Raw genomic sequence first — 25467 nt, 5'->3', positions numbered from 1 at the left:
ATTACTTAAGGAATCAAGTAGCAGATTAGTAGAATATTCATATTGTTTTATAAAGGAACTAAAATGTTGTTACAAAACATTTAGAAAATTAAAGTTAACCCACTTTGTAATGGAATGTGCACTTCATTCATAGACCATTATTTTTTATAAATTTATCACGAAGGTAGTTGGCTTATATTGGTTACAACTATAATTTCTTCTGTTGTGGCATTCGCTACAACAAATATTGATGATATTTTTATACTCCTTGCTTTATTTTCACAAGTAAGGACAGAAGTAATTAGGATAGAAGGTATAGCTGTCCGCGAAAAAGCTAAGATTAAAAAACTTTATATTGTTATTGGACAATATTTTGGATTTAGTCTAATTATTTCTCTTAGTATGATTGGTTCTTTGAGTTCTTTTTTCATTCCTGTTTCGTGGATTGGCTTATTAGGATTCGTGCCAATTTATATGGGTGTTAAAGGACTATTGTCGATTCGTTCTAATAAAAGTAATGAAGTCATTGATAACGTTTCTGGCTCATTATTTAAAGTAGCTTCGATTACATTAGCTAATGGAGCAGACAATATTTCAATTTATATACCAATGCTAGCTAGTCAAACCTTGGAAGCAAATATTGTTACATTAATTATCTTTTTTTCCATGATAGCAATATGGTGTTTTATTAGCTATATATTGATAAGAACTCCAATTCTAGCTAAAGCACTTGAGAAAAACGGTCATATTATTGTTCCAATCGTTCTAATTGGTTTAGGAATATTCATTCTTTTTCGCAGCGATACAATTACATTATTTAATTAAAATGTTGAACTAACGGACGCTTTTATTAAAATGGATTGAACAACGTATAAAGCCTTATTACAGATAGGGCTTTTCTTTATTTTAGTGAACTGAAACAGTGACCTACAACTTTTAAGTTAGACAGGAGATTACGATTATTAAATTGAATAGATAGCATAAAAGGAGCGTGATAATTAAAATGAAAATAGTAAAACAATGGGTCCAGGAAGATAGTGATTACATAAGAGAAAAAGTAATTGAATATAATCAAAAACATATTTCGGATGAAGAGAAAAAGCCTTCAGAAAAAATTAGTTTTATAGTTAAAAATGAAAATGAAGAAATAGTAGGTGGAATAACTGCAATTACATTTTGGCACCACGTACATGTTGATTTCCTGTGGGTTTCTGAAGAATATAGACACGGAGGCTATGGAACCAAGTTAATAAAACTTATTGAAGAATTTGCAATTGAAAAAGAGTGCAGGTTAATCAATTTAGATACTTTTAGTTTTCAGGCACCTGATTTTTATAAAAAGCATGGATATAAAGTAATTGGGGTAAGTGGAGACAATCCTAAGGGACACAATCGATACTATTTAGAAAAAAGGTTATAAAGTATATAGAATCTAAAATTGAATCAATCATAGCATAAAGAGTGTACGTTGAATAATCACTTTCAAATTCGCTCTTTTTTATTTTGTAATGAAGGACTATCGATTATTAATTTTGCTAAGATAAATGAAATACTCAATTAACTTTTTTTATATTTTAAAACGATTAAATGGTAGAATGTAACAAAGATAGAAAATTCCCATTATTAGAGGTGGACTTAGATGAAGAAAGTAAATGTTACATATGCACTTTTATACGATAAAGCTAACGAAAAGATCTTAATGGTAAAAAACAAAGGGAAGAATGGTTCTTATTACACATTACCAGGCGGCGCAGTTAAATTCGGAGAAACGTTAGAAGAGGCAGTAATTCGGGAAGTGAAAGAAGAAACAGGACTACATATATCTGTAAACGGGATTTGCTCTATCAGCGAAGCTTTTTTCGAGGAGCGAGACCATCACGCGATTTTCTTTAATTTTTTAGGCGAGATAATCGGCGGAGATACAAATATATCTCGTCCAAAAGAAATTGAAGAGATTACTTGGATGGAACTTCATATAGCAGCACCGTATTTACGTATACCAGAACATTTACTAGACATTTTACAAAAGAAAGAAACAGTACCTTACATTTTTAATGGAACAATCATTCATCAATCAACATAAAAATATCATTTCATATAAGGCGGGGGAAAAATGGAGTTTATCGTTAATCATAAACACTTCACTCAAGCACTTTCAGAAGTAAGTAAAGCCATATCGACAAAAGCTTTACTTCCTATCTTATCTGGTATCAAAATAATAGCAGATCAATCTGGAATTACTTTAATCGCAAGTAACTCGAATATTTTCATCGAAAAATTTATACCTAGTTCCATAGATGACGAACAAATTACAACTATTTTAAAAACAGGAACTATTGTTGTATCTGCAAAATACTTCATTGAAATTATAAAGAAAATGCCAGGTGATATAGTAATAAAAAGTAAGAATGAGCAAACAATTACCATCCAATCAGAAGAAATCACTTTAAACTTAAATGGTTTTTCAGCAGATGAGTATCCTAACGTACCATCAATAGATAATCATGTAGAAATACAAATGGAAACTGAACAATTAATTGAAGCGTTTAAACAAACGGCCTTTGCAGTAGCTAAAAATGAATCTAGACCGGTTCTTACCGGCGTACATATCGAGTTAGACCACAATAAATTAATTTGCGCTGCAACTGACTCTCATAGACTAGCTATACGGGAAACACTAATTTCTACTAATATGAAAGCCAGTTGTATTATACCAAGCTCAACCGTTAATGAGCTTTTAAAATTAATAAACAACAATTTAGAATTCGTTACTATTTATCTTTCAGAGAGCCATATTATTTTTACGTTTGGCACAACTACGTTATATTCAAGACTGATTGAAGGGAAATATCCTAATATATCTAATCTCATTCCAAATGAATTTCAAACGGTTATTCACATGGATAGAAAAAAGATTTTACAAGGTGTAGACCGATCAAGTTTATTAGCAAGTGAATGGGCGAATAACAACGTCAACTTAGAAATCATTAATGAATCCACTATTAAAGTTTCTTCTAACGCTTCTCAAATCGGAAAAATATCTGAGACACAACAAATAGATACCATTCGTGGTGAAAAACAATTAAATATATCTTTCGATGGACGATTTATGGTTGATGCTTTAAGAGCAATAAAAGAGGAAACTGTTATTTTAAGTTTTGGTGGTTCTATGAGACCGATATTAATTGAAGCAGGAGAGCAATCTACAGCTGTTCATCTTATATCACCAGTGAGAGCTTATTAGGAACAAAGGAAGGAATTATATTATGTACAAGCACACTTTATGTTTTATAAAAAGAAATGAAGAAATACTCATGCTAAATAGAGAATATGACCCTGTAAAAGGACTGTGGAACGGGGTAGGAGGGAAGATAGAACCAGGAGAATCACCTTTAGAAAATGCGATTCGTGAAATAAATGAAGAGACTAATATAGACGTTAAGCATGATCAAATTCAATTTAAAGGCATTATTAAGTGGGAAGATTCTTCATATTCTGGTGGTATGTATGTTTATATAGTAGAACTACCGTATGAATTTACATATGACACACCTAAAAAAGTATCCGAAGGGATTTTAGATTGGAAAAGTGTGTCCTGGATATTAAGTGACTATAATTACGGTGTAGGAGAGATGTTACCAAAATTATTACCTGAAGTCCTGCATAATGAATTACTATTAGAACACAATTTTATTTTATCTAATCATAAATTAATAGATTACAGGAATGAAGAATTGGTTAAGCAGGACGGTTCGATAGATTCTATACGTAATTTAATTAATACATAAACGAAACTGAAAATGCTTGAGGAAATAGAATATTTTAAGTTATTTGTTACAGAATTTTATATGAGGCAGATGAAAGTATTTAAGTAATAAATTTAAAGAAGAAAAAAATTAAATACAGAAAAAAGAGCGAATCTCTAATAAAAAGGTTCGCTCTTTTTTACATTTATAATTAAACTTCACGCCACCAAGCTGCTGAGGGATAATCTTTAGATTTTAACGTAATAGATTCACCGATTTGTGGTGTTGTAATATTAACTCCTAAACGTTTTGCTTCTTTCGTAACACGTTCAATAGGATCACTCCATTCATGTAATGCTAATGTAAAAGCACCCCAATGAATCGGAAGTAGTAATTCTCCTTTAACGTCAATATGAGCTTGTACGGTCTCTTCTGGCAACATATGAATAGCAGACCAGCGTATATCATATTGCCCACATTCCATTAATGTAAGATCGAATGGACCATATTTATCACCAATTTCCTTAAAGTGAGGCGCATATCCGCTATCACCACTAAAGAAGACTTTAGTTTCTTGACCAAGAATAAGCCATGAACACCATAACGAACGATCTCTATCTGTCATACTTCGTCCAGAGAAATGTCTTGCAGGAGCACAAACTAACTTAATATTATCAAACGTAACTTCATCCCACCAATTATGTTCACTAATTTTACTAGGTGAAACACCCCATTTAATAAGATATTGTGCAACTCCAGTCGGAACATAGAAATGCTTTGCACGATCTTTTAATTGCATAATACTTTTATAATTTAAATGATCATAGTGATTATGAGAAATGATAATCGCATCAATTTCTTGAAGATCTTCACGTTCTAAAGAAAACGTACCACTATAACGTTTACTATTAAAAACAGGAAATGGGGAAGAGGCATCGCCAAGCATAGGATCTAATAACAGTTTTTTACCTTCTATTTTTAAAAGAGACGCAGAATGACCAAACCACGTAACACTCTCTAAAGACTCATTATTTTTATTTGATAAAACAATAGGTAAATTTTTCATAGGACGCAGCTTAGTTTTCATTTTAAAGTAATCAGTCATTAAACCTATAATATCTTTCGGTTTAAAACTTACATCAGTGTGAATTTGATTAATATATTTCTTTTTCATTCGTTCTCCTTTTTACGTTTAACAATGTACGTATGTTGTTATTGTAGCTATTTGTAGTGTAAACTATATCATTTTATCTTTCATCTTAAATGCAGCACATTTCATAAATTCGTCAAATTCATTGCTCGTATATATAAAATGATCTTTATTCAGCAGCAGATAAAGTCAATATTAAGTAAATGTAAATTGTTTTAATTGAGTAAATTCCTTCTTAAAAGCAACGAAGAACATATGTTTCGTTGTATGTTAAAGAAGAAAATATGTCTCTAATTAGTAAAAGAGAGGAGAGAATGTAAGTGCAAATACAGGAAAAAAAGAATTCAAAATGTAAACTATCAAAACCTGAAATCATTCATCTGTATGGAGAAGGGAAGAGCACCTCAGAAATCGCTATACTTGCTAATGTGTCTGCAAGGTATATTCGTATGATTCTAACAGACAACAACGTTCCAAGGCGTGCTATAGGGAGTTGGAAGAGAAAGTATGACATAACAGAAGATTATTTTAAAACATGGTCAAATAACATGGCTTATATATTAGGGTTCATAGCAGCAGATGGTGTCATACAAAAAGAAAATCAATGCGTTAGTATAGCACAAAAAGAAAGTTCCATTTTAGAAGACATAAAAAAAGAACTAAAAACAAACCAGCCACTTTACCAAAACAAAAAAACAGGCGTATATAATCTAAATATTAATAGTAAAACAATAAAAGACGACCTTATGAACCTACATGGAATCATGCCATGCAAATCATTAAATATCAAATTTCCATTCGTACCTGAAGAATATTTACATCATTTTGTTCGTGGATATTTTGATGGGGATGGACATGTAAACTCTAATAAATATTTTGTTAGTTTTGTCGGAGGATCATATAATTTCATGAATTCTTTTAAAGATATCCTTGAGAATAATAAATTCCAATTGAGTTTTGTTGACAAAGAAAAGCAATATCGTATATACCTGAGTGGTAAAAATAATGTTAATAAATTTTCACAGTGGATTTATAAAGATAAAGGTTTGCATTTGAAGCGTAAATATAATATTTTTCAAGAAAAAGAATAATTGTAATGATGATTGAATAATTCACAAGCAAGTTGTTAAAGCAAACAAATTATAAATATACTTTAGTCAATTTCAAAGCAACTTGTTTAAATTAAAACAAGTTGCTTTGAAATTTTGTTTTATTAATGATTATTTACGGGAGTATAAATTATGAATACCAAACCTTTCTAAATTACACTAATCCAAAATCAACGAACTATTCACTAATAAATAAAGAAAAGGGAAGTATACTAATCTACACTAACATATAATAAGTTTATAACTTTTTTCTAGTAGACATAATATATATTATAGGCAGTTAAAGAAACAAAGCAATATCAGGTATCAAAAACCAAGTAAACTATACTTAATGAGACGAAACAGAGATTTTTAGTGAGATTCACATAAAATCGTATCTAAACACATTTTTGCAGTTTTTATTGTTTATGTTGCTATAAATCCATCACAGCAAATCCTGATCAATAATTGCTTAAGATTTAACGAATCCAAATCATTTTTAATCGACAAGAAATTTTTATGCAGAAAAATTATTTCTATACAAAATATAAATTAATAATTTTATTTTATGTTTTACTTGTTCAATTTATTGCTATTTACACACGTTTTACAGCTTTACTTTATTTGTTGTTATTTCTATCATTTACGCTTGACTTTTAATGCACTTATTGTTCTATACACTAGTTAACATAACGTTTATTTTTAACATTAAAAAAATCCCCCTCATCTTCAGGAAGATTTTTTAGCTTGCTAGTATTTTATTTCTATATTTTTAGTAACAATCCCAATTGTAAATAACATTGGAAAAATCTAGTTTTAACAAATCATCTTTCTTTATAAAGAAATTAGCAACACCAGAATCTCCCCACATAATATTTAATGAGTCGTCTGTATCGATTTGCAGCAATAACACATCATGCTGTTTGTATTTTTCTTGCCATTCTCTTGGATCTGTCTGTGTAAAAAATGGATAACCACCAATTTTATGCCCTTGATCTTCGCATAAATCATCATACAGTTCGCCTAATTCTGTATTGTTTTCTTTATCAACGATTTCTTCCCAATCAATGTTATCGTTAAAAATCTTTTCAAATCGATAATCTCTTGATGTTACGGGTTGATGACCCAATTCAAACTTTAGTTTCGCTGCTTCAGGTATGATAAAGTCTTCTAATTCTAAAGTGTTTAAATAACTAAAATCAGTAATAACCTTATTTAAATCTTCTGTAACTGTAGAATGATAAATAATTCGAAAGTCTTTTTGGGTTGTTAGGTGATCAAAATCTGCTCCAAAAAGATCATCGTCAGCACTTACGAAAAACTGTAATATGCCCTTTTGAGGCATATATTCAATATGCGGCATTTCTGCAAAGTTTAGCTGCGCAAGCAACATCATAGGTTGTCCATTTGAACCTTTAGGATGCTCTTGATCTGTAGGTAAATACGGATAACCACCAAACTTGCTTTCAAAAAGAGTTGTCTCCGCTAATGTTCCAGACACTTTAATATACGGTTTTATACTTTCTTCTAAAATACTACGATACTGCTCTAGTTCTTTCGGAATTTGAAGTTGATACGTATTCTTCATCACATTTGCCTCCCTTTAATAATGAATTGAAAATGCCTTCCTTAATTATATAGCACGAGATAACTTCATTGAAAATTGTTAAAAGTCCATTTTCGCCCTCGTTTTTTGCGCACTTGGTGGACAAAGTAGATTGTGTTCTAAAACCTTTTTATTAATAGTTCGAATTAAATCCGCTGCTTCTGCCGTATTTGTATGTTCTTTTAGTCTCTCTTTTAAATTATCAATTTCCTTTGAAAGCTCAATCCACCTAGGTAACACATGATTATTCTTTAGCGTTCTATACAATTGCTTTTCAGGATTGTACGAAAGATCTTTATCAAGATTAAGAGGTTTCCCTTTACCAAGTAAATTATCAAATGACCCTTTCTTTTCTGCCTCTTTAACGATAGAACTGATGTGATCCTCATACGTATAGGACCAAACTTTCTCATCTTTTACTAAAATCTCTTGCTTTTTTAGTTTTTTATCTAGTTCTTCTTGATTCATAGATTCTCTCTCCTTTTTATTTTTTAGTGTCGTTTTTGTAAGTTTTAATGCTTTCAACCCATCAAATAACTTTTCTCGCCACCAAATACCGTCATGACCACCTTGGAACTCTTCATAAGTAATTTGGTATTCTTTTTCTTTTAAAGCTTTATACAGGCGTCTATTAGCCGTTAAAAGAGGTTTGTTTTCAAGCTCTCCTGCTGCAATATAAAAATTTGGTTGAGTCCTATTAGAATGTATAGTTGAAATTTGATTTTCAATCCAAGGAATTTTATTTTCATAACCATCTTTTTTCCAATGAACGGATCCAGACATTGACAGCACGTTCCCGAAAATGTGTGGATTTTGAAGCGCTGCATAAAAAGCTGCTAAGCCACCAAGGCTGAAACCAGCAATTGTTGTATGTTTCGCTTCTTGATATACGTGATACTTAGCTTGCATCCACGGTATTAATTCCGCTGTTAAAAATGTATTCATTTTATCGTTATAAGTTAGCTCTTCTAACCGATCAACAGGATCTATAGCAACTGCAATACAAGATGGAATTTCTTTTTTAAAAATTAAATAATTGAGTGTTTTTTCGATTGAAAGGTTCTGAATAAGCGAATTCCCATCGAATGCAATGAGAAGTTCATGAGGATGGGAACTATGAGAATAATTATGAGGCGTATAAATATGGATTTTACGTGTATTATTTAAAATTGAACTATAGAATGAATAAGTCTCAATCTCTCCAGATGGATATTGGTTTAAACTGAATCGACTATCATACTGCATTTCCATATCCATTTTAAATACAGATGCTTTATTGGCACCATCTCCAAATGTATTTCCATTAAATTGGTCTAGTTTGTATTGCTCACTTCGTTTTAGCCAATCATTTTCAAAAAAATCATTAACTGAAAAATAGTAAGTTGAAATAAATGTCTTATCCGTTCTAAACGTTTTAAACCAAATATCTGTATGTAGCAACCGTTGCAGTTGATTTACAGACAGATCCCAACCAGGAAAACCACCGAATACATAAACATTTTCAGTATTTTGATTCCCTAACCATATATACGTGATAAGCTTATACCGATCATCTTCTGGACATTGTTCGATTAATGGCGTATGAATTGACCTTAATTCACGTAAAAAAGTATTTAAAGCTTTCTCTTTTCCATTCTTCAAGTGATTAATAAGTTCCTCTAACTTAGGACTAATTACTGAACGCACACCTCTTCCCTCCTTCGTAATACTCTATATGTACTTCTTTTTCATAATAAGAATTCCTATATAAACAAGTTGTTATTATTGTATATTTTATGAACACAAAAACGCACAAGTATTGTAACCTGTACGTTTTCACTTTTATTCAGTAAGGTAATAAATTAATAGTTTTCGGGTCTTCTCATGATTCATGAAATCTCTATACAAAATAGGATACTTCACAATTTTAGTTTCTAGAAAACGATATTGCGGAAACCATTCAAAAAACGATTTTCTTAGCCAATTTATTTGGTCAAAGGCAATATCCTTTTCATTATTATTAAGCACGAAACTTAAAGGTCCTGTTGTATGCATCCAATAATAATTGAAATCAGAACTGATACAATCATCTTCTTTAAACATGTTTTTGTAGTCTTTCCTTATTTTTCGAATGTCACGATAAGGAAACGGTTTATGCAGTGGACTATACATTTTCTGCAATTCATTAAAAATAACCCTTTTTCCTAATTTCAACTTTTCCCCCTCTATTTCTCCAGCCAATTTAATAAGTTTTCATAATGATATTGAGCATCCTTATACCCAAGATTATATAGATTAACGAGCTTTTCTTTATTTCTCTCTATACCGCTTATAGGAAGTTGTACACTTGGTTGAATGACATAAAAATTATCTTTTTGTTCTATTTGATTTATATAAGATATCGTCTCATTATAAAAACGATAGTGTTCTACTAAAGATTCTGCGATATTCGGATATTTTCTATATAAAATTTTAGCCAGTCCAGAAAATCTATTCCGTTGCTTTTCGTATCCTTCTGGCTTTGTCATAATTACAACGTTCTTTTCATAACCATCATTTTGAGCTTTTAGAACTGGAATCGGATCTATAATCCCTCCATCTAACAACTTTCGATTATCGTATTCTACAGCAGGTGCTATAAACGGTACAGAGCTTGAGGCACGAATGATTTTTAAAATATCATTTCCATGTTCTGTTTTATTATAATAAATAGCCTGTCCTGACTCACAATCTGTCGTTCCTATTACAAACTGTTCATTTGAGTTTAAGAAAGTTTGAAAATCAAATGGTACAATTTTGTTTGGTACTTCATCAAATAAAAAATCCATTCCAAATAATTCACGTTTTCGAATCAAATTTCGATAAGATATATAACGGTGATCTGCTACTAGCTCTGTATTTACTTTTTTATTTCTCCCTTTTTGACGTGATAAATAAGTTGCTCCCATACAGGCTCCAGCTGATACGCCGACTACATAAGGAAAGAATAAGTTCTTTTCCATAAAATATTCGAGTACGCCGGCAGTATACAAACCTTTCATTCCTCCGCCCTCTAATACTAAACCGGTATTCTTCATGTTATATCCCTCTGCTTCATTTTTCTTATTTCCATATTAGCACAAGATTTTAAGATGAGGTTATATAAACTAATTACAACAATAGCCAAAAACTACTAAGGTAATGTCGTAATCTCTAAGTTAGTAACATGGTACAATATAAGTAACTCATTCCACAGATATTAAAGGAGGAATTTCATATGGGTTTATTTAGTGGTATTTTAGGAAATGCATCAAATGCGAGTACAGAAAGTGTAGAACGTGATTTAGAGAAGATTATGCTAGACGATGAGAAAGTTGAACATGCTTATAAATTAATTCGTGATTTAATCGTATTTACAAATCGTCGTCTTATATTAGTAGATAAACAAGGGATATCAGGTAAAAAGACGGAGTATCATTCTATTCCTTATAAAAGCATTACACAATTTAGTATTGAAACAGCTGGGCATTTTGATTTAGATGCAGAACTTAAAATTTGGGTATCTAGTTTAAGTGCACCAATTACGAAAGAATTTAAAGGTGACGATAGTGTTTTAAGCATTCAAAAAGCATTGGTAACATATACGACGAAATAGTCAATTTATGAATGTTTATTCATTTTTAAAATTACTAACCCGAGTATTTTGGAAGAATATACATTGATATTGTATATTTAATCTAAAATAACATAAAAAGGTAAAGCGTATTTCAAATGCTTTACCTTTCTTTTTTGTAATAAATAAGTGTAGTTTTATCATTTAATTTCTTTATTACTTCTGTTCTTTTATACCCCATTTTTTCGTATAGAAAACAATTTCTTTCTTCTTCTAAAATCGTAGCAAGTTCAAAACTTCGTGCTTTTGGAAACATCTCTTCAATTAAAATAAGTACCTTTTGAGCGATTCCTTCCCCTTGATAAATTGGATGAATGAACATTGGACTGATCCAAAATTTATAAGGTATTTCTTTTTGGGATATACATATCGCTCCAACAAGGTTCGAATCTATCATCATCTTATAAAAATTACTGCGGGGATTATTTATCCTTAAAATAGTTTTTTCAATAGATTCATTTGCTGGGTTTGTTTCATAGTCTTTATATTTATTTAATAAAGGGTTAAATGAGTCTATTTGCATTTGAAATAACGATGCTGCATCACTTTCTGTCGCCTTCTCTAATGTAATCTCCATGTTACCAATTAAGTCGCTTTCTTAACGAGGTAATATGAGCTGTATGATGTCGGCCATGCCATGCGTATAGTCCTATTGCAGCAGCGAGTTTTGTTTCACCAGTCTCTGGATGGTTAAATGTCTTTTCTAGATCTTCAAGTTCTAAAGAATATAAAAGGTTAACCCATCTTTTATGTAATGAATCTAACATTACTAGTGAAACATCTACTGGTAATTTAGAATCAGGTAGTTCTGCCCACTTTTCTTCTTTATATGGCTTAATCGTTGGATTCTTCTCTGTTAGTGCTAATTTAAAGCGTATGTAACTATTCATATGGCTATCAACAACGTGATGAACTACTTGACGAACCGTCCACCCGCCAACGCGGTACGGTGTGTCTAACTGCTTCTGATCTAAATCTTTGATTGCCTTTGTTAGTTCATTAGGTAAATTTTCAATTTCTTGAATCCATGTATCAATCATTTCTTCCGTTATAGGACGTTTGTATGTGAATTGGCCAATTGGATAACGTAAATCATTCATGAATAAGTCCCCCTTATTATAAGCGCGAAGTATTTCTCCATTTATAATGTACAAACTTCACATGTTCTCCATTTAATTCTACAGATGTTGTATCTGCTTCGTTATGATAAGAATCAAATCCGCTTTTTTCTAGTACAATTTGTGATGCGAGATTATTAGTAGTTGTTTTAGCATGAACTTCATTAATTTCATTATTTTGCGCTACGTCTAAAACTAATTTTACAGCTGCTGTTGCAACTCCTTTTTTAGTAAACTTTTCTCCGACCCGATAACCTAACGAACTGCTTCGAGTTTCCGTATCTATATCTACTAAATTTATTCGTCCTACAATTTCTTTTTCTTCATTACGAATTAAATAAAAATAAGAATCTCCATCCGTCTGTTCTATTAATAAATCGTCTAGTAGTTTTTGGAAATATTCAAAATCAAAATATTGCGACCCACGATTTGGTACCATTGTTTCAAAAAAAGACTTATTCATAAGTTCAAACGTAAATAAATCCTTAGCATCGTTTTTCTTTAATTGTTCTATGTATATTTTCATCTCGATTACTCCTTCTATATCTACTAAATGTTATATATTCTTTTTAAATCAATTAATTTCCTGCTATTTCTTTCGCTTCAGTAACACAGCAATTAGTACTTTCGGATGAAATAAATGAAATGGACTACGAATTAAATTCATCACTCTTACTAATCGAATATAAACGTCAGAGTCAGTTGCAGATAGTTGATATATTTGTTTTGTATACCATAGCTGAAATTTTTGCTTTATTGTTAATTCTCTTTTTAGCTTAGGATGACGTGATATTTCTGTTGTAGTCATTTCCCATGGAGTTTGTATTATATGAGCGGTCTCTTTATAAAACTGCTGTGTAAATGTTTTATTAAGCTTTTGTCTCCTTTGTAAAAGTAACTGCAATTGGTGGGCCTCCATAGCAGCTACTGAAACACCTTGCCCGAAAACAGGATCAAAACGACAATGTGCATCTCCAACTACTAACAATCTTTCGGGTAGATTATTCACTAAATCAAATCGCCTACGTACTTGATAAGGAATTTTATACGTTTTGATATGTGAAATTGCCTCCGCTTTGTTTAGGAAATCAGTCACATTTGAGATTGATAGATTTTCAGCAAAATTATAAAATTCCTCATCTGTTTGTGGCGCTTTTTCATTCGCATATCCGCTGAAAGTCACAAAATAACGATTATCCTCTATTGTTTGAATAAGAACACCATACGGATTGTCAGGGAAACTTGGAGACATTAGCATATTACAGCAGTTTAATGTTTCATTTTCTTTAAGCTGAAACATTTTCGTTGTGTAAAATAAATCAATACGAACTTTCTCTTCTTGCACTTCAATGTCGTATTCTCGTAGCCACTCTATACTTTTCGAACCAAATCCACTTGCATCAACTATAATATCTGCATGAATTTCTTCTTGCATGCCTGTTTCTAAACATTTAACCTTTACTCCACATACCTTGTGAATCTTTACATCTACTAATAATCCCTCAACCAATGTTTCATATTTAATAGTAATATTTAAAATTTGATCGATTCGTTTTTGAATATGCCATTCCAGCAAAAGCCTACTTTGTTGAATCATTTGTACTTCTCCTATGAATGGCTGTTTCCATAAACCAAATTGATGCCATTTTAAATCACGAGTAAAGTTATTTACGATACTCCCTGCTTCAATTAGTTCATTGGTGATATTAGGAAACAATTCTTCAATGGCTTTTTCTCCGCCTTTTAATAACACATGAGGGTGATTACTTTGTGGAACTCTTTTTCTCGAAGCTTTTCCATCCCATTTTTCGCCAGCTTCTATAATTATTACTTCTTTAAAAGTAGTTGATAATGCTTTTGCTGCGAGTTTTCCTGCCAAACTTCCGCCAATAACAACAGCCTTATTAAACATATTTTCCCCCTTAATGAAAAAAGACCCTGCCTTGTTTGAATGAAACAGGATCTAAACAAATAGTTACTTACATTAAAACACATGGGTGAATTGCAACGTTAAAATTAAAATACCTAATCCCCATACGTAATACGCAAATACTTTTAAGGAATGATTTTTTAAGTATTGAATCATCCATGAAACGGCTATGTAACCGAAAAACGCAGCTGATAACGTTCCGACAATTAAAGATGTACTTGAAATAGATTCTGCTTTCCCTTGAAAAACATCTGCAAATTGCAAAATGATAGCTCCGGCAATAGCTGGAGTTGATAATAAAAAAGAAAAGTAAGCAGCAGTTTCACGATCTAACTTCCTCCATAATGCAGCGACGATTGTCATTCCAGAACGAGAAATAGCCGGGAAAATAGCCGCTGCTTGAAATGAACCGATAATAAATGCATCTTTATATGTAATATCGTCCATTTTTTTACGACCATTCTTTTGTTTATCTGCCATATAGAGAAAGAATCCTGTCACTAAAAACTCCCAACCAATCGTAATACCTGTTTTTGAAATATCTTCAAAGAAGTCTTTAAATAACAATCCGATTACAACTGCGGGTATCGTCCCGACAATAAGTAGCAGCATTAGTTTTGAAAATGGATTTTTAATTAAATATATAAATTCTTTTTTGTAATAAATAAACACTGCAAGTAAAGTCCCAATATGCAGCATCGTATCTAAAAACAATCCTGCTTCATCTAATTGAAATAAATGCCTTCCTAAATAAAGATGACCTGTACTACTTATCGGTAAAAACTCTGTTAAACCTTGTATGATCCCTAATATAAAAGCTTCTAACCAATTCATGATGGTCCCCTTTCTTGTTTGCTTGTACCAATATATGAAGGTTAAATTTTTGATATGAAAAAAACTATATTTCTCTATGAATTTACTTTTATTTTATGGATATATATGTAAAAATAGGTGAGGAGGCTTACTATGTGGCAACATACGAAATTCGGCAATGTATTACTGTGGGTAGGACCTATCCTTGTGTTTGTAGGGTTATGCATGACAAATGTTATTTCTGATATTCCTTTCTTTGAAGGAAAACATAAAACAAGTGGAATTGTACTTATATGTATAGGGGTATGCTGTTTTATTGTTGCTAATCATTTGAAAAAAGGAGAAAAATATGAGGATTAATTTTAAATAAAAAACAATCCCAGTATATGTGCTAGGATTGTTTTTTGTTACTTATTTATAGAATACTTTATCAACGTTATATTTTGCTTTGTATTCATTAATGATATATGTTTCGTAAATTTCTCTTTCTGTTGGATCTTCTACGATACATGCATCAATGCGGTATACTTCATCACGGTGATTTTTAATTGGTGAAACATTGTCTTCGAAATGTTTCTTAATACGTTGTCTAATTTTACGAGCTTTACCTACGAAAAGAAGTTCGTCATTAATATTGTAAAACATAAAAATGCCGCCTTTATCTCTAGGGAACAAGTGGAAATCGATAAATCCACTAATTGGAGTAATGATTGGCTCGTCTCCTTTAATAACTTGTTTACGTTCAGTAATTGAAACATCAGCTTCAGGGATATTAATTTTAATCAAATTCATTCACGTCCTCTTTTATTATAAAGATAAATAATAGCATACATGCGTAAGAAAATCTATGTTCAGAGGCATATTTCATTTTATAATTCAAATATTATAGGTGTATCATGTAAACTTTTTTTCCAAATCATATGGTCATTTGAATCTCCCCAATAATCTTTCAATATATAACTAGGCTTTCCGAATTTCTTTGTCCATATACTTTGCGCATTTTTGTACCCACTATCTAAACAGTATTCTGTTATTCCTCTGCTAAGTAATGTAAGAAACATTGTATTTAGTAGTAAACTCCCTATACCCTTTCTTTGATACTCCGGAAGTATAAATACAGTTCCTATTTCATACAACTCTTTAAATACGCCGCCTGTACAACTATTAATCAATGTACTTGCTCGACCAACTTCAATTGTTCCAATGATTTTATCATTATTTGTATCAATCGCTAATAAAAAATAACGTTTTTCTCCATTACTATCAAAATCATTTTTCAAATATTGCTTTTTCATGTTAATTTCATTTTCTATGTCATCCAATAATTGTGATAATCCTTCGTTTTTATATGTATTCGTAATAACTATACGGAAAAACAAGTGAAGTTCCTCTAAATCATCCGCATTCGGTCTCCTAATTTCAACGTTATACATGTTTTAAATCTCCATTCTATACGATTGTTAAAACCAGACTTTATATACTCTATTCAACAATATTCTACAAAGCCCTGCATAGATCCAGCAGTATAGAAAGCTCAGTATAAATATAGATAAAATAATGTTTATATCCATAGTTGTATGAATAGTAGGACCAAGTACGGGAAAACGGAAAATATCTAGAACAATCATAATTCCTATAAGTAGACAAATCGCAGAAAAGGAAACCACCCAAATTCTTCTCTTGAATTGTTTAAAGGAAAGCCCTAAGGTTATACCTAATAAGCCTGTAGTAAAGGGAAATACAATTAGTTCACTCGGCTCAATAATAAATAATAGGAGAATAGTAAGTAGATAAGAAAGTACTCCCTCACGAATGGAGTAGAAAATAGCAAAAAAAATTGGTAACGTCGCAAAAGGACTAATGAATAATCCTATACCAGGAATTAAATTCCCCGCCGCTTGAAACATGGTGGCCAAAGCGCTCATTAAAGCTGTAATGACTAACTTATTTGTTAGGGACAATTTTCTTTTGTGAACACAGTTCGCATCATTCTCTATCATAAGTTGACACCAATAACGTACAAACCGATTCATCGAAATACCCCCTAAAGATATCTAATTCATACACTTATTGTTTATTTGTTACCTTCTTCTAGAAAACAATCACTATATAATAGACAATTGTAAAAAGAATGAATCTGAGAATTTATATCGTATCAAGGAACAATTTCAAAAATAGTACCTTTGTTAAAATCAGTTACTTTCATAGAACCGTAAACTCCTAAATATAACCTAGTTTGATCCAAATTTGTTCCTAAACTCATATAATAAGCTGCTTGCGTACCGAAATCATAATTAGTTTCAATAACATGAAAGTCAGTATGTTTAACGTCTGTACCGGCTCTAGTATATGCTAAAACACCTTTAACTGGCGACCGAGAATCTTCTTTCTTAGCAAGGTCACTAAATACAACACTACCATTTAAATTCGGGATTGCAGTTCCCATATATGGCTGAACGCCTGTTAGTGAAGTTCCTCCAAACTTATCTGGTCTGGGGTCTTTATGAAAATAACTAATTAGTGGCTGAATACGCTTTGCGGATAATATTATTGTTTCATTATAATAAGCCATTGTTCTCTCATCCAAAGTAGGATTCTCAGAACAGTGCCTTATAAAAGAAGTAGGTAATTCTCCTTCCCATCCTCTCCAACCAAAATTAATAAATCCATCTTGATTGGAAGGGAACCTCATTACATGCATTTGAACAAGTTCGGTAACCGGTATCGGTTTATATTGAACAAATGAAAAAATAGACTCTGCAATATCCTGTCCGACATGACCTGTATATTTAATATATTGATTATAAAACCTTTGGAATGAAATACCGGTTATATTACGAACACCTTTCGCAATTACTGTAAGTGTTTCTTGTGTAGATAGAGGAAGTTCATTAAAGCGCGTAACTACTGGAGGATTATTTATGAATGTATCTCTACTTACATCGATTTCAATTATTTTACCTGCTATTTCTAAATCATCTTGGCTTAAATTAAATGGATCATATCCCGATCCACCATCTCCATTTGTAAAAACAAGTTTTCCCGTTTCAGGAGAAAAGTTTAACGTATTTACTCCGTTATGATTAAAAAATGGGCGTTTTATATTAAGTAATGTTCTTCGTTTTTGAGGTTGAGCATTTGATTGTAAAACCCATTCTTCAATTGTATCAATATGATCATATTGCGTATTTCTATTAGCCCACTTTAAGTTTAACGTTTTAGGGTCACACGGATTCGGTTTAAATTGTTCAGAAAGTGCACCAGGTCCTTGAGTTCCAGCTACTGAATAATGAAGATAAAACAAACCATTATGATGAAATTGAGGATGAAACGCAAGTCCTAGCAATCCTCGCTCATCATACCCACTACTAGCAACACCTTCTTCAAATGTACCTAATTTAATAATTCGTGGACGAATATTTAAAAATGTTTTTATAACTCCGTCTCCTATGTAAAAAACCTCTCCTAATTGAGTTGCGATAAATAGTCTTTCGGTCGATTCACCTGGAAGAATAGTTGTTTTCAATACAGTAGGTAAATTTATGTTATGAACGATGGGTTGTAAACGAACCTTAACTTTTGTCAATTAACTTTCCACCCCTTTTTCTTCTTTTTAATAGAAGAGTATGATTAGAGTAGTCTTATTAGTATCAATTAACTGATATTCCTTTTTATTACAATTTTGTATATAATATAATTATAAATAAACTAGGAGGACTACTTGTGACACTTTTACTACAAATCATCGTACCACTTATATTTGCACTATATTTATTTACCCTCTATCGTAATACGACTATAGGAAAAGCCGCTTTTCTTTTAGCAGTCATTATTGGGATTTTTGGTTTAGAGAACATTTTTCAACATGCTAATCTAACAAATCATGCTATTTATCCATATTGGGGCAGTTTGAAGGCTGTTGTTATCGTTTTATCAGTCGTATTTCTATTTAAAAAAGGTGGTTTAACAGGAGAATATTGATTTGTAATGCTGTATATATATTCTTGTTAGATTGCTTTTGTTTTATAAAAGAAGAAATGTTTATGGAAAACAAAAAGGACGTACTTTATGAACTTATAAAATTAGGACCGTACAAATTAGACATATCTAAAATGTACGGTCCTTTTACAATTCGAATTTCTTTTTTAGCTTCTTATAGTTTCTATACGAACGTCTAACAATATTTAACATAAAATACGGTATTTTAACAGGGAAAGGCAATTTATAAATGAAAGGCACATAAAATGTAAAATATGCCTTTTCTAGGTCTCTCCACTTACTATCTTCTTTTGTTTTTAAGAAATCAGATACATCGACTACATATCCCTTTCCTTTTTCCATCATTACATTTTTCCCGTGAACATCACAAGGAGTTAATCCTTGTTCCCTTGCATACTCTAAAGCTTCATTGATATCAAGGATCACCTGCTTAGGAATTTTAATCCCCTTATGAATAGCATCGTATAAGGTAATTTCTTTTAAACGTTTCAATACTATGAAATTTTCTCCTTTATATATAAGCTTCGAATAAGAAGGATGATTTCCGATTCTTCGGTATACTTCTGACTCTTTTTCAATTCCTTCTCCTTCTCGCGCGTAAACTTTCACTACCCAATCTTTGTACATTCTGTGCATGAATACTGCGGCATAGTTACCTTTCCCTAAACACTTCCAAAGTCTAGGAATATCTTTAACTACTACAGGCTCGAATGCATCCTCACTTCTTATGCTTACCTCTTTTAATAATTCGTCCTTTATCAATCCCACAAAACTATTTATACTCATCATTTCCACTCCGGTTTTGCTAAAAGGGGGGGGCACCCACATTTTAACGAAAATATACACTAAGCGAATTTTAGCATAAAACGAGTCATCTTTCTTCCTAAAATAAAAAGATGACTCGTTTTATTTGAACTGTTGAATACTTAATATTTATTCCACTATTCATAGCCAAAAACCATACAACATAAAAATAGTACTCTATTTTATCATCTAGGGGTACCGTCACATGCCCATCAACTTAAGAAATTGGTAGTTCCCCAAAACGAAGAAAATTTTCGTTTTGAGCACACTTCAAAATATTAGCTTAAGGGCATGGGACTGAACCCCTAATGCTTTATTTTAATAATAATTCTTTTTATAAAATAAAACCTAGTTATCAGTCTAAACCATTTTTTAGATTTAACAATAACAAGTGTACATTTTTACCTTTCAGATAGTCTCTTTTATTCTAATCTCTTCATTTCTTTCAGCCGTTCTATATCCTTTTCTGAAGCCTTTTCTATTTTATACAATTCATAGCTACCCTGTGTCTCATTTATCACTACAAATTCAATTTCATTCCGAATATAGCTTTTAGTTTTTCCTTTTTTATAACCAATAACATTATCTAATATAGTTTCCCCGCTATCTTTTTTATATAAATTATAACTAACAGGTGGACGACCAATTACATACTTATTATCAGAAAATCCGACTATATCATCTCTCCCTAATCCTGTCGAAACACTCCAGACAAAAATAATCTGAAATATAGAAAAAACAACAATACCGCATAAGAAAACAAATAGGATTGATTTAAAAAATAATTTTAAAAATATCCTGTCCAAAAACATTCCCTCCCATTTCACCTCGGGATAGCAAGAACAAAAAGTGAATTTTGTACGCTAAGTGTACGCTAAGAACCGAATTTTTATATTGTTGAACTCAATCCCCGTCAGTGCCATAAGAAAAAGGGTTACCACAGTAACCCTTTTTCTTATAATACACGCCATTTAGGTAAGCTATGGATGAATAAAGTCAATCTATGAAATTTCCCACAACCTTTTAACTTCCACCAATTCCTGCCCATTGAATTCCATTCTATATATATCTGGTTTTGATGTCTGTAGTAAAAAATTCAAATCATACTTGCTGTCATAATATCCCATCATCAAAGTCATTACAGCTCCATGAGTGCCTAATACTACTTTCTGTCCTCGATAGGTGTTTAATAATTCTTTTAAACCTTTTATAGCACGTTTCTGACAGTCGATATTCGACTCTCCTCCCATTAAAGCAAAGTCGGGCTCTAAGAATGACTTTTCTATCAAAGGGAATAATTCTTTATCCGACATTCGTTCCTCTTCAGCAATAAAAATTCTCTCTTTTAAGTCCTCAAATACTATAACTTCTTGTCCTATTTGCTTTGCTAACTGCTGAACAGTTAGAATTGAGCGATTGTATGGACTTGAGATAACAACGTCGATTCCCTCACCTTGTAATGCATCTGTTATTCGTTGAACATCTAATTTTCCTTTTTCAGTTAATCCTCTTGTCTCTTCTTTTCCAAATTTCGGTGAATCTCCGTGTCTCACCATATATATGAAAGTTTTCATAATTACCTCCATTTTTCCAACTTCCTTTACAATTCCTCCCTGATGTTAGCATATATATCCAAGTTTGTCTCTTTTAATTGACAGAAAACCGCGTGAATTCGAAATAAATTCACGATAATTGTAAGAAAGACGCGAAGTTTTCACTATCCTCAGGTATAAAAAACGTTTTTCTTTCTAAACAAGCTTGATTATTGGGGTACCGTCAGGAAAATGCGGATTTACAACGTTAAGGATTTTTCAATACTAAAAAATCCAACTTCACCGTTAATTAATAGAAATTGGGCTTTTTCATTCCTATTCCTCTATAAGGGATCAAACCCCTATAAGCCCTATAAGCATTTTTAAATTATATTCAAAAACCATGCTTTGACGTTGTCTAAAGCATGGTTTTTATTTAAACTAATATAAATCTGCTAAGTTGTTTTTTTTTAGCTCATCTAGTTATTGAATTCATTAACTGGAAGAAGTATTCAGGTTTATGAGTCTTATTTAGGTTATACCATGAATGTAATGCATCTGGTGTAAATACATCTATTTTTTTCAGTACCTCCATTGCAAATTCCAGAGGAGCTATTCCTGATGCAGTAACTAAATTCGCATCAGATACCGCAGATCCCAACTCATAGAACTTTTCTCCTTTATAATTAGGACATACCATTTTAGTATATTCTAGGTTATTACTTGTATGTTTTCTAGTATCCAAGTATCCCATATTCGCGAGGGCATCAGTTGCACCACAAATTGCAGCAACAATAGTGCCCAGCTTTAAAGCTTGGCCAATTCTCTCCAAGATAGGTTGATGAATTTCTTCACTCCAAGTAGTCCCTCCTGGTAAAATTAAAAGATCTTTACTCTCAAGAATACATTCATCAAGGGAAATATCTGGTTTTATGCTCAGTCCTCCCATAGTAGTAATCAATTCTTTATTAGCTCCTACTGTAATTACTTTTAAAGGTGCTAAATCTTTTTTGAAATATCTTCCTGAGTTTAGTTCAGCAATTAAATATCCATATTCCCAGTCCGACATTGTATTAAATACATATAGAAAAACTTTTTTTGTTTGCATCCAATAGCACTCCAATCACAATTGATATAGCTATTATATGATAACTTCCCTGACAGCTAACGTCAGGGAAGTTATCATACTTGATGAAATTTTATTAATTCCGACAGAACTTCAATAAGTCTTTTCTTAAGACTTATCGGCTCAATAACTTTAATAGATTTATTGTACGGTAAAAGTAAATAAGGTACATATGTATGAATTATATCTTTTTCAAGAAGAAAAACTGCTTGATTTGAAGTCCGTTCTTGTAAATAATGTCCTAAAAACCAATGCTGGCAAATATCAGCCAATACACTTTTATCTCCATTAATAACCAAAGAAATAATCCCTTCCTTATCTTCTATAGTTGGAAGGAGGTTTTTTATAAAAAAGTCACGTGCTGAAAAATCTTTTGGCCGGTTAAACTTATTTTCGGTTAGCATTAGACTTTCAATTCGATCTACTCTAAAACTACGGATATCATTCCTAAGATGACAAAATCCAATCACATACCACTTATTATTCCAAAAGATAATTCTGTATGGATCGACTAATCTATAATTTAATTGCTTTTCGCCACTTTTATGGTAAAGAATTTTTACTGAATACCCGTCAGCTACGGCCTGCTCCAACTCCTTCAAAAAAGGTTCTATAGAGAGTGGACGTAATCGACTTATTACTTCAAGATTAGTTAAATGTTGGTTTATCTTTGTTTCCTGCTCTTGATTTGAGTATTTACTTAGTTTTGAAATGGCCCTATTTAGTGCTTCACCTCCATAATATCCGGCTTCTTCTGCGAAAACAGCAGCGTGAAATAGTGAAGTTTGCTCCTCAAAATCAAAAAAAAGAGGAGCCTCAATAAAATTATTCAGTAAAGTGTATCCACCGTTATGTCCTGGTTCTGAAATTATAGGTACGCCACTTGTTGAAAGTGTATCAATATAACGATACACAGTCCTTATATTAATCTCTAACTTTTCTGAGATTTGATTTGCAGTAATTTTTTTACCTGAACGAAGCATCCATAGAATCGCTAACATATTATCAATTTTAGGCATATAATTTCACCTCTATATGAAATTTATTTTCTATTATATATTTCCGATATTTGGTGTAACTCATCATTTGATCACAATTTGGTTTAAAAAAACGACGCTATGAAAAAACTTGCTACATATGAAGTGTAGCAAGGCTTGTCTTAATTGTTCAATTCTTATTCCACTAATATTTTTGTTAGCTAACACTTTAATTGTTTTAATAGTCTTTTGTTTAATTCCCACAATGCTGTTTTGTTACTATCCCATTTCAAAAGCTTTACTGCTTCCTCAAAGCATAACCATTTATAATGGAAATGTTCTTTAGATAATGAGATGTTTTTTGTAGGGACTTTAACTCCAAAAGAAAATTCTTTTATTACATAAACGTCTTCTCCCCAAAGGAATCCTCCAACTACATCCTCTACTGGTAGTGAAGACACAGAATCTAATTTTATATATGGATATTCTCTTATAATACCAGCTTCTTCAAACGCTTCCCGTTTTGCTGATTCAATAGGAATCTCACCGTCCTCTCCACCACCAGCAATTCCTTGCCAATAACCATAATCACTTCGGTTGAAAATGGCATATTGAATAGAATCATCAGTTTTTATATAAGGAAATATCAATACTTGATAGGGTGCTCGCATTGCTTAACCTCCTCTCGAAAATAAGCTTTAAATAAATATGAATAAAGAGCCAACATCACAATTCTACATTAATAATGCAGGTTTATCGTGTCGGCCCTCTATTTTTAAAGTATTTTATTTTTCATAAACAGGCTTACTCTTAACGAAGAAAAACTGATTAGTACTCCATGTTATTCAATTGCGCCAGCAACGTCATAATCATTTAAATCTAATTCAATCGGTTGTCCCAGCGCTAATTTAGCAAGTTCTGACCCTAAATATGGACCTGCCGTTAAACCTGAAGCACCTAATCCGTTCGCAACGAGAATACCTTCAAAGTTAGGAAGCGGGCCAATAACAGGTAAGAATCCTGGCGTAAATGGTCTGAATCCAACTCTCGTTTCAAGCATGGTAGCATTTTCTAATCCAGGTGCAACTGTTATTGCTTTATGGAAAACTTCGTTTAAACCACCTGCAGTTACACGGTGATCGAAACCAGTATCATTCTCATGTGTTGCACCAATTACGAAATGACCATTATCAAACGTTAAAATATATTGATCGTTTGGCGGCATAACAACAGGCATATTTTCTGTTGCTGTATTTTCCATTTGCAAATGAACAATTTGTCCTTTTTGGAACGTAACTAAGAAATTAATTCCTAATGGGTTTAAGATTTCATTCGCCCATGCACCTGCAGTTACAATAACCTTTTCTGATAAAATTGTTTCATCGTTTACTTTAACTCCCGTAATATGATTACCTTCACGGACTAATACTGCATCGCCTTTTATAAAAGTTGCACCATGTTTTTTCGCAGCGCTTATTAATGCGTTGCGTAATAATCTTCCGTTTACTCGTGCAGCACCACTAATGTGAACAGAACTATATTCTTCTGATAATGCTGGGAATAATTTTTTCGTTTCTTCAGCTGATAAGCGAGTGATTTCACCAATTTCCGGTGCATCTTCACGGCGTTTATACGCTCGCTCTTCCATTTGATCTAATTTTTTCTCATCAGTATGTAAACTAATTGCACCTACACGGTTGTAACCTGTATCCGTTTCACCGTCTTCTTCTAATTGCTGAATTAACGAAGAATAGTAACGCGCACCGCCTTTAACGATTTTATACCATGCCTTATTACGACGTTGTGAAAGCCATGGACAGACAATACCGGCTGCTGCATCAGTTGCTTGACCTACTTGTTGACGATCCACGATAATAACGTTCGCGCCAGCCTTAGCAAGATGATAAGCAGTAGACGCTCCTAAAATACCGGCTCCAACTACAATATACGATTTCATTTTAAACACCT

General features: G+C 32.1%; 30 protein-coding genes. 9 read left to right on the top strand and 21 right to left on the bottom strand.

Features of this window, described 5'->3' with window-relative positions:
• The first annotated feature begins 177 nt into the window (after positions 1 to 177).
• From BAQ48_RS17350 to BAQ48_RS17330, 5 genes are all read left to right on the top strand, one after another.
• A complete protein-coding gene (locus tag BAQ48_RS17350; protein WP_071712094.1) occupies positions 178 to 804 on the top strand; it encodes a cadmium resistance transporter in 627 nt (208 codons plus the stop codon).
• A gap of 178 nt (positions 805 to 982) precedes the next feature.
• Positions 983 to 1399 carry a GNAT family N-acetyltransferase gene (locus BAQ48_RS17345; RefSeq protein ID WP_071712093.1) on the top strand — a complete coding sequence of 139 codons (417 nt, stop codon included), beginning with the start codon at positions 983 to 985 and terminating at the stop codon, positions 1397 to 1399.
• Between the two features lie 219 nt (positions 1400 to 1618).
• On the top strand, positions 1619 to 2062 hold the full coding sequence (locus tag BAQ48_RS17340; protein WP_071712092.1) for an NUDIX hydrolase: 444 nt from the start codon (positions 1619 to 1621) through the stop codon (positions 2060 to 2062).
• Positions 2063 to 2092: 30 nt separating this feature from the next.
• The gene (dnaN, locus tag BAQ48_RS17335) at positions 2093 to 3223 is read left to right on the top strand and encodes a DNA polymerase III subunit beta (RefSeq protein WP_071712091.1); all 1131 of its coding nucleotides are present in this window, start codon (positions 2093 to 2095) and stop codon (positions 3221 to 3223) included.
• A gap of 22 nt (positions 3224 to 3245) precedes the next feature.
• Positions 3246 to 3767, top strand: coding sequence for an NUDIX hydrolase (locus BAQ48_RS17330; RefSeq protein ID WP_071712090.1), 522 nt, complete (start codon positions 3246 to 3248; stop codon positions 3765 to 3767).
• 169 nt (positions 3768 to 3936) lie between these two features.
• Here BAQ48_RS17330 and BAQ48_RS17325 read toward each other — a convergent pair whose 3' ends face one another.
• Positions 3937 to 4899 (bottom strand): MBL fold metallo-hydrolase, encoded by a 963-nt coding sequence (locus BAQ48_RS17325; RefSeq protein WP_071712089.1) that lies wholly within the window; start codon positions 4897 to 4899, stop codon positions 3937 to 3939.
• Positions 4900 to 5195: 296 nt separating this feature from the next.
• Here BAQ48_RS17325 and BAQ48_RS17320 point away from each other — a divergent pair, with 296 nt between their 5' ends.
• Positions 5196 to 5966 (top strand): LAGLIDADG family homing endonuclease, encoded by a 771-nt coding sequence (locus BAQ48_RS17320; RefSeq protein WP_001166826.1) that lies wholly within the window; start codon positions 5196 to 5198, stop codon positions 5964 to 5966.
• 769 nt (positions 5967 to 6735) lie between these two features.
• On the opposite strand, the gene BAQ48_RS17315 is transcribed toward BAQ48_RS17320, so the two are convergent.
• From BAQ48_RS17315 to BAQ48_RS17295, 4 genes are all read right to left on the bottom strand, one after another.
• A complete protein-coding gene (locus BAQ48_RS17315; RefSeq protein ID WP_071712088.1) occupies positions 6736 to 7551 on the bottom strand; it encodes a YwqG family protein in 816 nt (271 codons plus the stop codon).
• Between the two features lie 78 nt (positions 7552 to 7629).
• A complete protein-coding gene (locus BAQ48_RS17305) occupies positions 7630 to 9255 on the bottom strand; it encodes a DnaJ family domain-containing protein (protein WP_084064776.1) in 1626 nt (541 codons plus the stop codon).
• Between the two features lie 135 nt (positions 9256 to 9390).
• Entirely contained in the window at positions 9391 to 9762 is a 372-nt protein-coding gene (locus tag BAQ48_RS17300) for a YxiJ-like family protein (protein ID WP_071712087.1), read from the bottom strand.
• A gap of 11 nt (positions 9763 to 9773) precedes the next feature.
• Positions 9774 to 10625, bottom strand: coding sequence for a patatin-like phospholipase family protein (locus tag BAQ48_RS17295; RefSeq protein ID WP_071712086.1), 852 nt, complete (start codon positions 10623 to 10625; stop codon positions 9774 to 9776).
• A gap of 179 nt (positions 10626 to 10804) precedes the next feature.
• Here BAQ48_RS17295 and BAQ48_RS17290 point away from each other — a divergent pair, with 179 nt between their 5' ends.
• Positions 10805 to 11182: a PH domain-containing protein gene (locus tag BAQ48_RS17290; protein WP_000522462.1), complete on the top strand. Its 378-nt coding sequence runs from the start codon at positions 10805 to 10807 to the stop codon at positions 11180 to 11182.
• Between the two features lie 121 nt (positions 11183 to 11303).
• Here the strand turns inward: BAQ48_RS17290 and BAQ48_RS17285 are convergent, their stop codons facing one another.
• From BAQ48_RS17285 to BAQ48_RS17265, 5 genes are all read right to left on the bottom strand, one after another.
• On the bottom strand, positions 11304 to 11777 hold the full coding sequence (locus BAQ48_RS17285) for a GNAT family N-acetyltransferase (protein WP_071712085.1): 474 nt from the start codon (positions 11775 to 11777) through the stop codon (positions 11304 to 11306).
• Position 11778: 1 nt separating this feature from the next.
• A complete protein-coding gene (locus BAQ48_RS17280; RefSeq protein WP_000999083.1) occupies positions 11779 to 12300 on the bottom strand; it encodes a YfiT family bacillithiol transferase in 522 nt (173 codons plus the stop codon).
• 16 nt (positions 12301 to 12316) lie between these two features.
• Complete coding sequence (locus BAQ48_RS17275) at positions 12317 to 12844, bottom strand: GNAT family N-acetyltransferase (protein WP_071712084.1); 528 nt, start codon at positions 12842 to 12844, stop codon at positions 12317 to 12319.
• A gap of 63 nt (positions 12845 to 12907) precedes the next feature.
• The gene (locus tag BAQ48_RS17270) at positions 12908 to 14230 is read right to left on the bottom strand and encodes an FAD-dependent monooxygenase (RefSeq protein WP_071712083.1); all 1323 of its coding nucleotides are present in this window, start codon (positions 14228 to 14230) and stop codon (positions 12908 to 12910) included.
• Between the two features lie 72 nt (positions 14231 to 14302).
• The gene (locus BAQ48_RS17265) at positions 14303 to 15082 is read right to left on the bottom strand and encodes an undecaprenyl-diphosphate phosphatase (protein WP_071712082.1); all 780 of its coding nucleotides are present in this window, start codon (positions 15080 to 15082) and stop codon (positions 14303 to 14305) included.
• 132 nt (positions 15083 to 15214) lie between these two features.
• Here BAQ48_RS17265 and BAQ48_RS17260 point away from each other — a divergent pair, with 132 nt between their 5' ends.
• Entirely contained in the window at positions 15215 to 15421 is a 207-nt protein-coding gene (locus BAQ48_RS17260; protein ID WP_071712081.1) for a hypothetical protein, read from the top strand.
• 51 nt (positions 15422 to 15472) lie between these two features.
• On the opposite strand, the gene BAQ48_RS17255 is transcribed toward BAQ48_RS17260, so the two are convergent.
• From BAQ48_RS17255 to BAQ48_RS17240, 4 genes are all read right to left on the bottom strand, one after another.
• Positions 15473 to 15853, bottom strand: coding sequence for a nucleotide excision repair endonuclease (locus tag BAQ48_RS17255; RefSeq protein WP_071712080.1), 381 nt, complete (start codon positions 15851 to 15853; stop codon positions 15473 to 15475).
• A gap of 77 nt (positions 15854 to 15930) precedes the next feature.
• A complete protein-coding gene (locus BAQ48_RS17250; RefSeq protein ID WP_071712079.1) occupies positions 15931 to 16494 on the bottom strand; it encodes a GNAT family N-acetyltransferase in 564 nt (187 codons plus the stop codon).
• A gap of 27 nt (positions 16495 to 16521) precedes the next feature.
• Positions 16522 to 17094, bottom strand: coding sequence for a YybS family protein (locus BAQ48_RS17245; RefSeq protein WP_071712078.1), 573 nt, complete (start codon positions 17092 to 17094; stop codon positions 16522 to 16524).
• A gap of 122 nt (positions 17095 to 17216) precedes the next feature.
• Entirely contained in the window at positions 17217 to 18647 is a 1431-nt protein-coding gene (locus tag BAQ48_RS17240) for a PQQ-dependent sugar dehydrogenase (protein WP_071712077.1), read from the bottom strand.
• A gap of 137 nt (positions 18648 to 18784) precedes the next feature.
• Here BAQ48_RS17240 and BAQ48_RS17235 point away from each other — a divergent pair, with 137 nt between their 5' ends.
• Entirely contained in the window at positions 18785 to 19042 is a 258-nt protein-coding gene (locus tag BAQ48_RS17235; RefSeq protein ID WP_071712076.1) for a hypothetical protein, read from the top strand.
• 144 nt (positions 19043 to 19186) lie between these two features.
• Here the strand turns inward: BAQ48_RS17235 and BAQ48_RS17230 are convergent, their stop codons facing one another.
• The 7 genes from BAQ48_RS17230 to BAQ48_RS17200 form a co-directional block, all read right to left on the bottom strand.
• Positions 19187 to 19846, bottom strand: coding sequence for a protein kinase family protein (locus tag BAQ48_RS17230; protein ID WP_071712075.1), 660 nt, complete (start codon positions 19844 to 19846; stop codon positions 19187 to 19189).
• 440 nt (positions 19847 to 20286) lie between these two features.
• On the bottom strand, positions 20287 to 20670 hold the full coding sequence (locus BAQ48_RS17225; RefSeq protein ID WP_071712074.1) for a hypothetical protein: 384 nt from the start codon (positions 20668 to 20670) through the stop codon (positions 20287 to 20289).
• A 195-nt stretch (positions 20671 to 20865) separates the two neighbouring features.
• Positions 20866 to 21438, bottom strand: a complete 573-nt coding sequence (locus BAQ48_RS17220; RefSeq protein WP_071712149.1) for a histidine phosphatase family protein — start codon at positions 21436 to 21438, stop codon at positions 20866 to 20868.
• Positions 21439 to 21871: 433 nt separating this feature from the next.
• Positions 21872 to 22504 carry a type 1 glutamine amidotransferase family protein gene (locus BAQ48_RS17215; RefSeq protein ID WP_071712073.1) on the bottom strand — a complete coding sequence of 211 codons (633 nt, stop codon included), beginning with the start codon at positions 22502 to 22504 and terminating at the stop codon, positions 21872 to 21874.
• Between the two features lie 74 nt (positions 22505 to 22578).
• Positions 22579 to 23541: a helix-turn-helix transcriptional regulator gene (locus BAQ48_RS17210; RefSeq protein WP_071712072.1), complete on the bottom strand. Its 963-nt coding sequence runs from the start codon at positions 23539 to 23541 to the stop codon at positions 22579 to 22581.
• A 179-nt stretch (positions 23542 to 23720) separates the two neighbouring features.
• On the bottom strand, positions 23721 to 24170 hold the full coding sequence (locus BAQ48_RS17205) for an NUDIX hydrolase (RefSeq protein WP_071712071.1): 450 nt from the start codon (positions 24168 to 24170) through the stop codon (positions 23721 to 23723).
• A 170-nt stretch (positions 24171 to 24340) separates the two neighbouring features.
• Positions 24341 to 25456, bottom strand: a complete 1116-nt coding sequence (locus tag BAQ48_RS17200; protein ID WP_071712070.1) for an NAD(P)/FAD-dependent oxidoreductase — start codon at positions 25454 to 25456, stop codon at positions 24341 to 24343.
• Positions 25457 to 25467: the final 11 nt, after the last annotated feature.

The organism is Bacillus luti, from assembly GCF_001884105.1.
GTDB classification, from domain to species: Bacteria; Bacillota; Bacilli; order Bacillales; family Bacillaceae_G; genus Bacillus_A; species Bacillus_A luti.
Note: the sequence above shows the minus strand (reverse complement) of the source record. Positions and strands in the feature narration are given on the sequence as shown.